This is a genomic window from Methylobacterium sp. M6A4_1b (assembly GCF_053345175.1).
The window spans coordinates 1-11,289 of record NZ_JBKEZQ010000051.1; the positions used below are offsets into that span (position 1 = coordinate 1).

Sequence of the window (11,289 nt, forward strand, 5' to 3'; positions counted from 1 at the left end):
GGTCAGCGCGTCGCGCTGCAGGTCGAGGTTCTGGTCAAGGGTGGAAACGCGGGCATATCCGACGAGCATGTCGGGATAGTGATTTAGACGCGTTTAATCCGCAATAGAAATCCGGTCATATTTTCCTGACAGAAACGGAGCGGTTTGAGAGCGTTCGAACCGAGGCCTGCATGAAAGTCGGGAAAACGATCGCTTTCGCCACGCACTAGATATGGTGGTGAGTGGGTGTCTGCACCGACCAGCGTTGCTCGTGTCTCCTGAGGGTGGCAACAGGACCCTGGCATGTCGCCCCGAAGCGGACGTTCCACCGCTGCCCCCTTGCAAGCACCTTACAGCGCAGGAACTTCGCCTCTCCTCTAAGCTTAATTCATTGCCCCACGACGACGCGCGTCCGTGAGCTTTGCAAGCGCGCGTCCCACCTCCAGCAGCAGCATATCGCTCAGCCGGTGGAGAAGAGGCTCGGGAAGCTCGTGGATAACCTGTCGAGCCGCAAGGTAGTGCTCGGCGGCCCGCTCAAGGGGGTGCGGCTCCTGGCACGTCTGCTGCAAACCGTCTTCGTTCTCGATGAGGCGTGACTGAGTGATGTCGATCAGCACGCCGCTTCCACGTAGAGGGCGCCCTGCCTCATCCAACGTGATCCGTCCTCGATCGAGAACCCAGCGGACGACGCCGTCTGCCGAGCAAACGCGGTATTCGAACGTGCACGGAAGGCCCGTCTCTGTGCTACGTTTGATCTCATGCATGAACCGCTCGCGATCGTCGGGATGAACCCCAGCGGTGAATGCGTCGAGCGATGCACCCGCAGCCGTCGCTGCGGGGTCGATGTTGAACACAAGGGCGACAAGGGCATCCGCGTAGACCCGATCGTTCGGAACGTCGTAGTCCCACTTGCCAATGAGGTCTGAGGAGTCGAGAGCTTGTTGCAGCATCACCTGCGAGATTTGAGCTTCGCCTGCTCGAAATTGGCCCACCCGCACCTCCAGCACCTCGAAGACTGCTCACTTCAGGATACAATGCCTGGACGAACTAACAAATCCCATACCAGTGCGAATTTACTAATTTGTCTTTTGTACGAAACCGTACAGTACGGGTGTAGTGTGCCCGGGAGGGCGACATGGGTCGTAAACTGAACCCGCTGGAGGGCGACCCATTTACCGAAGGGGATGCGAGCATCCCAGGTAAGGAGCGCAGCGTTTCCTCGTCGTCCCTCAACATTCAGACCCAGATTGCAGAGGCACTTGGACTCCCGGTTTCTGCGTTCGATCTCTCCGGAGATCGCAACGGCAATGCCCAAGAAGCCTGCGACGAAGATCAGGCGGCAGAGATCGCAATGAGCCGCGACTGCTTGGACCTCATCAAGGCGTACACCCGGATCTCAGATCCCGATGAGCGCCAACGTCTCCTCAAGATCGTTCGTGACGCCGCAGATAAGGATGCCAGGTAGGCGTCGCAGGCCGCTTCTGGCCAGCTTAACGGGCTACAACTCGGACGTGCTCCCAAAAGCTATGGAAGCAATGGCCCGCCCACCCAAGGCGGCGCCATTCTGCGCACTCGTCAAGACAGTCACTCGGCACAGGGTTGGCAAAAGATTGACTGCTCCGAAGCGGACATCCTGAACTTCCGAAAAGGGTCGATAGCGGAAACCGCCTGATCGTTCTGCGATCCGTTATCAGGCAGAAAATCCTGTCCGAATGGGCATGCCTTAGTGGACCCAGGGGACAAGCGTACGGCGTTCGCGGGTTGAGGTAAGGACCGTTACGGGTCGGTAGTGGAAAGCGTAAAATGCAAGGAAAACGACCGGATATCCGACACATCGCTCAGGTTGCTGTCGACCCCCTGCAGACACTTGGTAGGTCCGCTTACAGGCGACCGGGTGGACGACGGCCTACTACCGGTTCGTGTAGGTAGCGGGAGCTCCCAAACATTAGGTGTGATTACTGTCCGGCTCACCCGCGTCGCGGACAATCTTGAGGAGACGTTGGCGCTCATCGGGATCTGAGATGCGGGTGTACGCCTCGATCAGATCTATGCAGTCATGGTTCATTGCGCTCTCTGCGGACTGGGTCAGATCCTCGGCGTCCAGCGCGTTAATTCCCAGATCTCGCAAACTACGTAGCTGGTCGACAGGAAGGCCGAGCACCTCCGCGATCCGAACCTGCAGCCTATGGCTATGCTGAGATTGATGCCGGGCATCGCTTGCGGGCACGCTCTCGCCCTCTTTCAGGAACGCATCGATCTCCAGCAAGCCAAGCTTCCGGCCCATCGTGCGCTCCTGTTGCAATGCAGTATCTGTTTGTACGATATCAGACAGAGAAGTAAACATCGAAAATTCTGCACAGCTAGTAATTGTTAAAGCTCAGCCCGTAGGTAAATCTGGAGGCGATAACTACGGCTGCTGGGGGCTTCAGTGGGGCAGTTTCACGCGTCGGGGCCGAATGTCTCCCCGCTCAGGCTGCAAGAGGCCATCAATGCCTCTGACGTGATCGGACGATGGGAATATGATGTCCCGAACGATCTGATCTACGCAGACCCCCTCGTAGCTCTTGTATTCAATATCGATACTGAGGCGGCCGCTAGGGGTGTATCGCTCGGTACGTTTCTAGCCGGCGTACATCGCGACGATCGCGAACGGTTCGTTCAGGAGATCAAACGGAGCACGGAGACGGGCCTCACCTGCACATTTGAGTACCGTGTCTGCTCCGCCGATGGTGTTGTCCGTTGGGTCCTCGATCACGGGCGCATTGCGCTGGATCATGCGGGTCGCCCTCGGCATGGGCAGGGAGTTCTCATCGACATCACCCGATCGCGTCTTTCGGACGAAGGCGAGAGCCTGGAGTTCGCGTGTCAGAGCATGCACCCTTTGGAGCGGGCAGCAGAGCATTGCCTTGCAGCAAACCGGGCGCTCCGCGAGGTTCCTGACTCCCTGCTCCATCAACTGAGCGACATGCTGCTGCTGGCAGTAGGGCGGGCCCTCAGGAAGCTCTCCAATCCCCAGAAACATAGCGAAATGAAATAATTAAAACTCCAGCGTTCAGTTTCCGAGCTATATGTCCGATAAGAGTCGGAGGCATAACGTCCGCTTCGAGCCGGAAGGCCAAGGGCCGCTACCCACCCCTTGCCGACCCTAGGAAGGTCCGCTTTCCGGCTACTTGGCGGAAGACGATCTACGACTGTTTATCGAATGCCGGTGAAGTTCTGCGCATATCGGTCAGGAACTACTCAGTGGCGTTACGGCGATGTGTACGCTAACATACAGCAAATTTTCGGAATGTCCCGTGGTGCGCCCTATGCCCCGCTTCTTCCTCAACATCCGCGATGGCGCGGACTTCATCGAGGATCTTGAGGGCAGCCTTCTGCCGGACGTTGAGGCTGCCTGCCGTGAGGCGCTCGCTGCAGCACGAGATATCCTCGCAGAGAAGCTTCGCGCTGGTGAGGTAATAAACGGACAGTTGTTCGAGATCACCGATGAAGCTGGCATCGTGCGGGCTTTTCTGCCGATGAGGAATGCCCTTCGGCTGGCGTGAGCAAGCTGATGAGCACCTGCATTGGGGCGGAGGCAGAACGTCCGCTTCGAGCCGGAAGGCCAAGGGCCGCTACCCACCCTTCCCGGACTCTACCGCACGCAGCTAGGCCTGTCGGGAAAAGACCGTTTTCCCTACAATCAAGATTTAGGGTTTCGTGCCGCCTCGTATAGGTCCCACGCCCTATTAGCTCCGAGGCAGGCGCATCCGAAACAGGCAAGCGCGGGCTGCGTGGGTCTGAGAATGCCTCGACCGAGCAATCAAGCGCTGCGGCAATTCTGCTTAGTAAGGATGCCGCACGCGTTGAGCAGGCTTCAGTATCAACAATTTTAGACATCTCTCACCTCAATTGTGCGCCGCATATAGGATGATTATCGATTGTGCCCAATTAAGTCCCGAAGACGAAAGCTTGATCCCAATTTGATGCTCAAGTTTAGCTTTGTGTTCATGATATTCTTCCAATCTGAAAGTTTGTCATATTGACATACGGTTGTCTGACCCAACTCTCACGCATTACTTGTCTTTGTATCGCATGGGGGCTCAAACTTCGATGGAAGATGACGAACGTTTCGAAGCCATGGCAGACGCCTGTCTCAAAGCTCATGAAGCGATCGCCGAGATAGGCACTCCTGCGATGCTCGCTATGACACGCGCCCTATTATGGCAGGTTGGCCAGGAACTCGCTCAGCGTGAAGAGCGACGCAAAATGACGCTTCGCTACGCAAGAGCCTCAGAGATGAGGGATCTGAGAGCGGCACGGATGGCGTCAGCGTAGGTGGGGCGGGTATTGGCATGGCCCCCAGCGGAATGCCGCTGCGATAGAGCGTCCACAAGCTCCTGCTCGTAAGCCATTATGCCTCTGTCGCCAGGCCCGCATCAGCCAAGCCATATGCTGCCTGACGAACCACTTGCAGGCATCGACGGCGCTGCACTGGGTCGATGATGCGCATGTAGGCTTCAATCAGGTCCACGCATTCGCTGCTCAGTGCCATATCGGCATCTTGAACGAGGTTTTTGGCAACCTGCACCGCATTCGGGAGATTGCTGGGACCACGTAGCTGGGTGACCGGGACACCCAGATGATCGGCAATCCGCTGCTGTAGGTGTTGGGAATAGCTTAAGGTCGCTCGTTCCTCGTTGGTCGGGTCTGCATCTGCGGCCATGAAGCTCGCTTCCTCGAAGGCGTCCAGCTTACGGCCCATATCCCTCACCCGATTGCATGCAAAATCCAGTGCAGAATTCGTACGCTATCAGACCGTTCCGGACGATAGTCAAGTTTTACTAGTACAAGGCTTGCCGACCGTGTCGTTTGTTAACATTCTGCGTTGCAGCCTCGGTTTAAACCAAAACTGAGGTGCGCGCGCATAGGGAGGCCTGATCGTGCGACGGGATATATGCGCTTTCGAGGCTTCGCAAATTGTTTTGCAGGAAGCCATCGATGCATCGGACGTGGTCGGTCGCTGGGACTGGGACATCACCAACGACCGTTTGTACGCAGATGCCGTGGTTGCCCTTCTTTTCAACGTCGATCCTACGCTGGCGCAGGCCGGCGTTCCCCTGAGCCTGTTCGTGGAAGGCATCCATCCGGAGGATCGAGCTAAGACCTGCGAGGTCATAGCCGAGAGCGCAAAAGCTGGGCGCTCCTACGTGCAGGAGTACCGCGTCTTTTCGGCGGATGGGGCCATGCGGTGGGTCCTCGCTCGTGGCCTCATCAAACTCGACGAAAGCGGCCGGCCTCGGCGTGGCACGGGCTTTCTAATCGACATTACCCAAAACCGTGCTGATGAAGCGGCGTATTCGGCAAGAATGTCTCTTAGCTCAGAGCACCCCCTGGAGCAGGCGGCAGAGCATTGCCTTGCAGTCCAACACGTCGTCAACAAACTGCATGAGCCTCTTCTTCAGAATATGACGAACATGCTGCTGCTGGAGCTTGGACGTCGTCTCTCAAAGCTTGAAAGCGATCAGCGCCGAGCGCGCATGAACTGACATGCGGATCAAGGTGGACGTACCGCCACCAAAGTAGGTTTACTCGGCGTTAACCATACGCTGGCTTTTATTGCACAATGACAACCTCAGGCGTGCCACAGGCTGCAAAGGCGCTCGGGCCGCTTCTTCATGAGGCTACCGAATTGCACGCTCGCGTGACACGCCTTCGGGGCATGCTGCATCTACAGCTGCGCCAGCTTGATGCGCTTGAGCGTAGCCACACACTGGCAAAACCCGAAGGGCACGTTGCAGCAAATAGATTGGTAATGCTGCGGCGGACTGGGCAGCTCTGAATTCTGCGGATCTTACCCGTCAGATTGCATTCTACATCCCCGTCAAATGACGGCGACAAGATTATTCTAGGTCCCTACCTTCCGCAGAAAGGGGGAAGATCGGATGGCTGCAACGGTTGAGGATGGCCTTAATGCTCTGGAGAGGATCATCGCCAAAGCCGAAGTGCGCAGGGTTGATACGATGATCCATATCGCTTTCCTCGAAGCCGACGATCTGAATTCGATCGAAGCGCACGCCGATCTGGCTACCATCGAGAAGCTGCTGAAAACGATGCGCAAGCAGCGTCTCCTTTTGGCCGCCAGCGTACATCACCACGAGGCAGATCAGCATGATGCTGGATTGCTTCAGGTTGCAGCTTAGATCATTTGCCGAAGCGCTCAAGGATTTGAGCGGCTGAACATGCCAACGGCGCAGGGCTGAGAGCCACTGCGCCGCTAGTTGTGGTCGCCGAAGGGGGGCAAGACGGCAGCCACCCTTATGATGCGCCTGGATACGCGGCGTGGATGTGCAATCTGGCACAGTTCAGCGGAGGGGGAACCGTATGTGCGGCAGGCCCTTGTCGTCAGTGATCTCCTCCATCAATGGAGCAAGCTGTGAGACCCCGTTCCGTGACAGGCTGAACAGCTTAGCTGTTGGGTGAGCGGCGGGCATCGCGGGCGTTGGGAGAGTGTCTGACGCTTACCCAGGAACCCCGAAGTGGACGCCCGCCGCCCGCCGCCCGTGCCGAGCTTGCGCGCGCGAGCCTGCCCTACGCAACCAGCCTCAGCGATGCCGAGTGGGCGGTGCTTGCGCCGCTTCTGCCTGCGCCGTCCAGCATAGGCCGCCCATGGCGTCGGCCACTGCGCGCGGTCTTCGACGGCATCCTGTACGTGTTGCGGACAGGATGCGCGTGGCGGCATCTGCCACTGGACTTCCCGCCGTGGGGCACGGTACATCGCTGGTTCTTCCGCCTCTCGCATACAGGCGTGTTCGAACGTCTCGCCCATGCCCTCACGCTGGCCGACCGTGAGCGGGCCGGACGCGAGGCCTGCCCGACCGGCTGTACCGTCGATGCGCAAGCCGCCCGCTCGGGTGGCGTGGGAGTGGCCGGCAAGCGCGGTTACGATCCGGCCCGGCGGGTCGTCGGGCGCAAACGCCATGCGTTGACAGATACGGACGGCCGCCTGCTCGTGGCTGCGATCTCACCCGCTGACCTGCACGACAGCCACAAGTAAGGAGACATGCAGGTGGTATGGTCATGGTGAGATAAACGAAGGGCATTTGCAATAGGCTCGGTGGAACCGCTGAGTAGGCCTAGCGGCGCTTCGCTGACCCGTCAATTTCACCGTGTCAATACCACGCTATTCGAAGCGTCTGCTCCCGATAGAGAACTGGGACAGGTCACGTTAAAAACTGCATCGTTGTAGTCCTTGTCGTCGACCGCCCCGCCCATATCATTCCATTTGTAGGTGATTTTCCTGCCTGGCGTCTGATTGCAGTTGACTGTTGCATTGCTTGGAGCGCCCAGCGAGCAGAAGCCGTTACTGAGCAGCCCGCCCTGCGTTGTTGTTTGCAGACTGCAGTTGAACAGCTGCAGCGTATAGGCGGCGGAGGACGGGGGAACAAGATGCGAGTAGAAGATGTGGCTGCTTCCCGGAGTGGCGCCATAGCCATTGCGGCCATAGCTCGAGATCCCACCCGTAACGTTCTGCAATGCGAACCCGATTTTCTGGCCCGTTCCGATAATAGCCGAGATATCTTTAGAAATGCTACTTGACGTGTTAGAAAATAGTAGATTCAAATCACTATTGCCGGGAATTCCATTGTTGGCCGGCACGACGTACCAGTAAATACTGTTCGCATCAGCGGAATTGCTGGCGAAGCTCGACAATGAAAATGACAGCTTGTAGCCCGCGCTTCGTGCCTCCGATATAACCGTAACGGCAGTCTCGCTCGTCACCATCGATAGGATTGAGTTCGGGACTCGCGCCTGAGCCGTCAAGGCCACGCTGTAGACGGCCGCGCTCGTTACACTCGGCGTTACAGTGAAGGTCACATTCGATGCATAGGGCATCCGTGCGATGGCGTTGGCCATGAAACGGGTCGCGGTCGCCTGAGCCGTCGAACTTGCCGTGGCCGATATATAGACGGAAGCGCCGGCCAATGCCGCGCTGTCGGCCGCCGTTTGTAGCTCCGAGCGGAGTTGAACCGCCCGCATCATGTCGAGACCACCTCCCGCAATGAGCAGCACGGGAATGAGCATCACTCCGAACCAAACAGCAAAAGTACCCCTGCAATCACTCAAAAAATTGCAAAGCATATCGCATGGGCAGGAGGCTGCTGGCATCCGCATGCTCTCAGCTGCCGTATGTAACCGCTGTTCCGGAGCGCGGACGCGCCAGGGCAGAAATCGAGAAAGTCACGTTCAAGGCGAGCGGAAAGGTCAGAGGTGATGCGTAACGGAAGCTCGCCTTGACAACGATCGCGCTGTCTCCGGAAGTGGTCGTGACAGGCGCGGCATCGCTCGCGGCATTGACGATCGCCGAGACAGCGCCGCAACTCGTGTTAGTCCAGTCGACCTTCCGTGCGCTGTTGACGTAACTCACGCTAGCAACCGATGCAGCAAAGCCTGTAGTATCGAGCGGCAGCAAGGAGAGCTTAGCACCCTTGCAATAATCCGCGACTTCCGAAGTCGTGACGCTTGCCTGCTGCGAAACAAGATCCGCGAGGTTGCGCGTGGCAGCAACGGCGAGCATCCGCGCGCGCGCCAGCGCGAAGACCTGGAAGCTGCCGAGCATCGCGATCAGGATGAACGGAGTGATCAATGCAAACTCAACGGCGCCGACGCCGGCTTCTTCAGACCAGTATCGCCTTGCTAGGCCGCGCATCAGTAGGGCTCGTTCTGAAACGATAAGGTCGTCAACAGCAAGACGTTCGCGTCGAAGCCCGTGCCCTTCAAGATGCCTGACAGGGGCGGCTTGCTATAGCCGATCTGAAGTACAACGTCAGATCCGGAACTACCGGGATTGAAGCCGGTCTTGCTCAATACCCCGGTGCTGGTCGATGTTGCGGGCGTGAGGCTAGCAAAGCTCGCACCTGACTGAACATAATAGACGATCTTGTCGCAAGGAATGAAGGGTGAAGCTTTCGCGCAGATCGCGGCCTTGAAGGCCGCCTCATTCACCGATCCGATCCGTAGCAGCCGACTCGCATCCCGTGCCGCGTTGTCCAAGGTACTTAGCATCAGCAGGCACAGACCTACCTCAATCCAGGCAAGGATCATCGCGAGGAAGCACGGCGTTATCAGCGCTACCTCGACGGCCGTCGCCGCCCGCCTGTCGTGAATGAAGTCAGCCCCCAACCGACAGCATCGGTGTGATGCGGAGTGTGCTCGAAGGAATGGGGCATCGCATGAGCAAGACATCTGCGCTCTTCCAATTCGGCAATCCCTATCGCGGCGGCAGACTGGGATTGCCGTGCCGATCTTCATTCTGGATTGGCGAAGCTCGTTGGATCCGAATCAGACGTGACCTGGCAGAATGTTGAATTGTATAATTGCTCGTGCTGCCCCAGCAGAGTGAGGATCTTCGCGCGCAATCCCGCATAGGAGTCCTGCATCTGCCGGAAATTAGCGTTGGTTGCAGTCTGCATATCACTTAAACGGTCGAGATCGTCTGTCTGCCTTTCTGCTTCGAGAATGCGACCACCCTCCCGAAACGCCAGAGCTCTCACCTGACGTTCAATAGCCTGTAAGGCTACGACCTGTCCCGCGATGTAGTCCTGCGCGTCCATAAGCTGTTCTACGCTTTTCTGAAGGGTTCGCCGGATCTGGATCACATCCGACACAGAGCTAAAATCGTTAGCGGGGACCATGAGGGCAGTACCTCGAGATGCTACTGTTCGACTCTTCGACCCAGTGAAGCGAAATTCGCTGGGCAGCGCATTCGCGTTGACGAGACCTCGTTTTTAAGCGGCGTTCTCGTGATATTACTTAACGTCAGTTTCGTTTGGTCAGGCCAAAGCATTTCCAATGGAGCCCGCGACGATCATCGCGGGCTCCACGCTTGCGTGATCTTAGACCGGTAGGCGACCTTCCTTCATGCCAAACTCGAGGAAGTGTTGCAGGGGATCCCAGCCAGCGGCGGCGACATCCGGGTTGGCTTCGAGGTAGGCGTTTGTGTTAAAGCCCGGTCCCGGATTACGGCCCTCGTGCCATCCATACTCCTGGTAGTGGATCAAAGGATTGGCGCCATTCGCGGCGACGTCGGGGTTAGCGGCCAGGTAGGCAGCCGGATCGAAGAGCTCATTGGGTGCCCGCCCTTCCCTGGCGCCGTAGTCAAGGTAGTGCTTGAAGGCGTAGTCCCCCGGCTGAACCCCCATCGCTGACCGTGCAGCGGCAGCGACATCAGGATTGTGTCCAAGGTAGAACTCAACATCAAAGTCTCCCACAAGAGTCGGAGAACTTTCGCCTTCGTACACGCTACGACCTTCCCTCTGGCCATGCTGAAGGTAATGCTCCAGTGCATTGGCGCCTGCCGCTTTGACGTCGGGATTCAAAGACAGGTACGTCTCAGGTGCGAAATCCGAACCCGGACTACGGCCTTCACGTTCGCCGTAGTTCAAGTAATGCTCTAGGGGATTAACGCCAGCTGCAGCCACGTCGGGATTCTCAGCCAAATACTCACGAGTATGGAAGTAGGCGTTTGGGTCACGTCCCTCGCGCCAGCCAAAGGTCTCGTAATGTGTGTCGGCATCAACGTGGGCCTTCCACACATCCAAGTTGTTCGACAGGTACCAGACATCATCCACGAGTGAGTGCCCGTCGTTCTCTTGGATCGTACCATCAGTGAAATGGAGCGTTCCAATACCGCTGATGTCGTGGTGCACTCCCTCCGGGTCCGTCAGGACAAGTGACTCGCCAGCCAAGGTGACGCGAGCATCGACAAAGGCGAAGCCAAAGGTTGCTGCGGCATTTGGAGCGACACCTTGAAGAGAGACACTGAGGGCCGCCGAGCTCGACAGACCTTGTCCGTCTGAGACCGTGTACGTGAAGATTTCAGTTGGCGCTTGCATGCTGTTTCCGACATTATTGGCTCCGATTGCTTGATAGCTGTAGTGACCGTCCGCGGATATCTGAAGAGTCCCGTGGTCGGAAACCACTGTCGCAGTACCAGTTGTAGGAACCTCAACGGTCAGCCCGTTTGCGAAGCGCACTGACGTCACGTGCAGGACGTCGCCGGCATTGGGATCGGTATCGTTGGCGAGTACGTTGCCGGTCACCGCTGGTGCATGTGTCACCGTCGAGATCGCATCCGACACTGCCTGCGGGGCAACATTCCCGGGGCTGTTTGCATCGATCGTTATAGCGATGCGGCTCGTACTCGGGCCCACGTTTCCAGCAGCATCAATGATTTCGGCCGTCAACACGTTGTTCCCGTCCACCAGCGGGGTGGTGGGCGTGAAGCTGAAGCGTCCGTCCGTCCCGGCAAGCGCCGTGCCCAGCACGGTG

13 protein-coding genes and 2 pseudogenes are annotated in these 11,289 nt (G+C 57.8%); 6 read left to right on the forward strand and 9 right to left on the reverse strand.

The features are described 5' to 3' along the window. Positions 1-69, reverse strand: a pseudogene (locus ACLBWX_RS22380) (recombinase family protein); the annotation flags it as partial. 293 nt (positions 70-362) lie between these two features. Further along, on the reverse strand, positions 363-986 hold the full coding sequence (locus ACLBWX_RS22385; RefSeq protein WP_447679146.1) for a PAS domain-containing protein: 624 nt from the start codon (positions 984-986) through the stop codon (positions 363-365). A 128-nt stretch (positions 987-1,114) separates the two neighbouring features. Between ACLBWX_RS22385 and ACLBWX_RS22390 the strand changes: the two genes are divergently transcribed. Beyond that, on the forward strand, positions 1,115-1,444 hold the full coding sequence (locus ACLBWX_RS22390; RefSeq protein ID WP_447679147.1) for a hypothetical protein: 330 nt from the start codon (positions 1,115-1,117) through the stop codon (positions 1,442-1,444). Positions 1,445-1,924: 480 nt separating this feature from the next. Here the strand turns inward: ACLBWX_RS22390 and ACLBWX_RS22395 are convergent, their stop codons facing one another. Continuing rightward, positions 1,925-2,323 carry a hypothetical protein gene (locus ACLBWX_RS22395; protein WP_447679148.1) on the reverse strand — a complete coding sequence of 133 codons (399 nt, stop codon included), beginning with the start codon at positions 2,321-2,323 and terminating at the stop codon, positions 1,925-1,927. 84 nt (positions 2,324-2,407) lie between these two features. Here ACLBWX_RS22395 and ACLBWX_RS22400 point away from each other — a divergent pair, with 84 nt between their 5' ends. Both ACLBWX_RS22400 and ACLBWX_RS22405 read left to right on the forward strand, forming a co-directional pair. Continuing rightward, positions 2,408-3,016 carry a PAS domain-containing protein gene (locus tag ACLBWX_RS22400; protein ID WP_447679149.1) on the forward strand — a complete coding sequence of 203 codons (609 nt, stop codon included), beginning with the start codon at positions 2,408-2,410 and terminating at the stop codon, positions 3,014-3,016. A 271-nt stretch (positions 3,017-3,287) separates the two neighbouring features. Further along, complete coding sequence (locus tag ACLBWX_RS22405; protein WP_447679150.1) at positions 3,288-3,524, forward strand: DUF6894 family protein; 237 nt, start codon at positions 3,288-3,290, stop codon at positions 3,522-3,524. A gap of 848 nt (positions 3,525-4,372) precedes the next feature. Here ACLBWX_RS22405 and ACLBWX_RS22410 read toward each other — a convergent pair. Continuing rightward, entirely contained in the window at positions 4,373-4,723 is a 351-nt protein-coding gene (locus ACLBWX_RS22410; RefSeq protein WP_447679151.1) for a hypothetical protein, read from the reverse strand. A gap of 178 nt (positions 4,724-4,901) precedes the next feature. Here ACLBWX_RS22410 and ACLBWX_RS22415 point away from each other — a divergent pair, with 178 nt between their 5' ends. The 3 genes and pseudogenes from ACLBWX_RS22415 to ACLBWX_RS22425 form a co-directional block, all read left to right on the forward strand. Continuing rightward, positions 4,902-5,507: a PAS domain-containing protein gene (locus ACLBWX_RS22415; protein WP_447679152.1), complete on the forward strand. Its 606-nt coding sequence runs from the start codon at positions 4,902-4,904 to the stop codon at positions 5,505-5,507. Between the two features lie 396 nt (positions 5,508-5,903). Beyond that, a complete protein-coding gene (locus ACLBWX_RS22420; protein WP_447679153.1) occupies positions 5,904-6,161 on the forward strand; it encodes a hypothetical protein in 258 nt (85 codons plus the stop codon). Positions 6,162-6,472: 311 nt separating this feature from the next. Then, a pseudogene (locus tag ACLBWX_RS22425) lies at positions 6,473-7,009 on the forward strand (IS5 family transposase); the annotation flags it as partial. A gap of 113 nt (positions 7,010-7,122) precedes the next feature. Here the strand turns inward: ACLBWX_RS22425 and ACLBWX_RS22430 are convergent. The 5 genes from ACLBWX_RS22430 to ACLBWX_RS22450 form a co-directional block, all read right to left on the reverse strand. Then, positions 7,123-8,127 carry a TadE/TadG family type IV pilus assembly protein gene (locus tag ACLBWX_RS22430; RefSeq protein WP_447679154.1) on the reverse strand — a complete coding sequence of 335 codons (1,005 nt, stop codon included), beginning with the start codon at positions 8,125-8,127 and terminating at the stop codon, positions 7,123-7,125. Between the two features lie 10 nt (positions 8,128-8,137). After that, the gene (locus ACLBWX_RS22435; protein ID WP_447679155.1) at positions 8,138-8,668 is read right to left on the reverse strand and encodes a TadE/TadG family type IV pilus assembly protein; all 531 of its coding nucleotides are present in this window, start codon (positions 8,666-8,668) and stop codon (positions 8,138-8,140) included. Beyond that, a complete protein-coding gene (locus ACLBWX_RS22440; protein ID WP_447679156.1) occupies positions 8,668-9,141 on the reverse strand; it encodes a TadE/TadG family type IV pilus assembly protein in 474 nt (157 codons plus the stop codon). The genes ACLBWX_RS22435 and ACLBWX_RS22440 overlap by 1 nt, the downstream gene beginning before the upstream one ends. 125 nt (positions 9,142-9,266) lie before the next feature. Next, positions 9,267-9,626, reverse strand: a complete 360-nt coding sequence (locus ACLBWX_RS22445) for a hypothetical protein (RefSeq protein ID WP_447679157.1) — start codon at positions 9,624-9,626, stop codon at positions 9,267-9,269. A 228-nt stretch (positions 9,627-9,854) separates the two neighbouring features. Continuing rightward, on the reverse strand, positions 9,855-11,289 hold a 1,435-nt coding region (locus ACLBWX_RS22450), incomplete at its 5' end, for an Ig-like domain-containing protein (RefSeq protein ID WP_447679158.1).

What these genes read in the sequence shown, in the direction of transcription:
- ACLBWX_RS22390 (WP_447679147.1), top strand. Translation starts at nt 1,115, where the DNA reads ATGGGTCGTAAACTGAACCCGCTGGAGGGCGACCCATTTACCGAAGGG.
- ACLBWX_RS22395 (WP_447679148.1), bottom strand. Translation starts at nt 2,323, where the DNA reads ATGTTTACTTCTCTGTCTGATATCGTACAAACAGATACTGCATTGCAA.
- ACLBWX_RS22405 (WP_447679150.1), top strand. Translation starts at nt 3,288, where the DNA reads ATGCCCCGCTTCTTCCTCAACATCCGCGATGGCGCGGACTTCATCGAG.
- ACLBWX_RS22410 (WP_447679151.1), bottom strand. Translation starts at nt 4,723, where the DNA reads ATGGGCCGTAAGCTGGACGCCTTCGAGGAAGCGAGCTTCATGGCCGCA.
- ACLBWX_RS22420 (WP_447679153.1), top strand. Translation starts at nt 5,904, where the DNA reads ATGGCTGCAACGGTTGAGGATGGCCTTAATGCTCTGGAGAGGATCATC.
- ACLBWX_RS22430 (WP_447679154.1), bottom strand. Translation starts at nt 8,127, where the DNA reads ATGCCAGCAGCCTCCTGCCCATGCGATATGCTTTGCAATTTTTTGAGT.
- ACLBWX_RS22435 (WP_447679155.1), bottom strand. Translation starts at nt 8,668, where the DNA reads ATGCGCGGCCTAGCAAGGCGATACTGGTCTGAAGAAGCCGGCGTCGGC.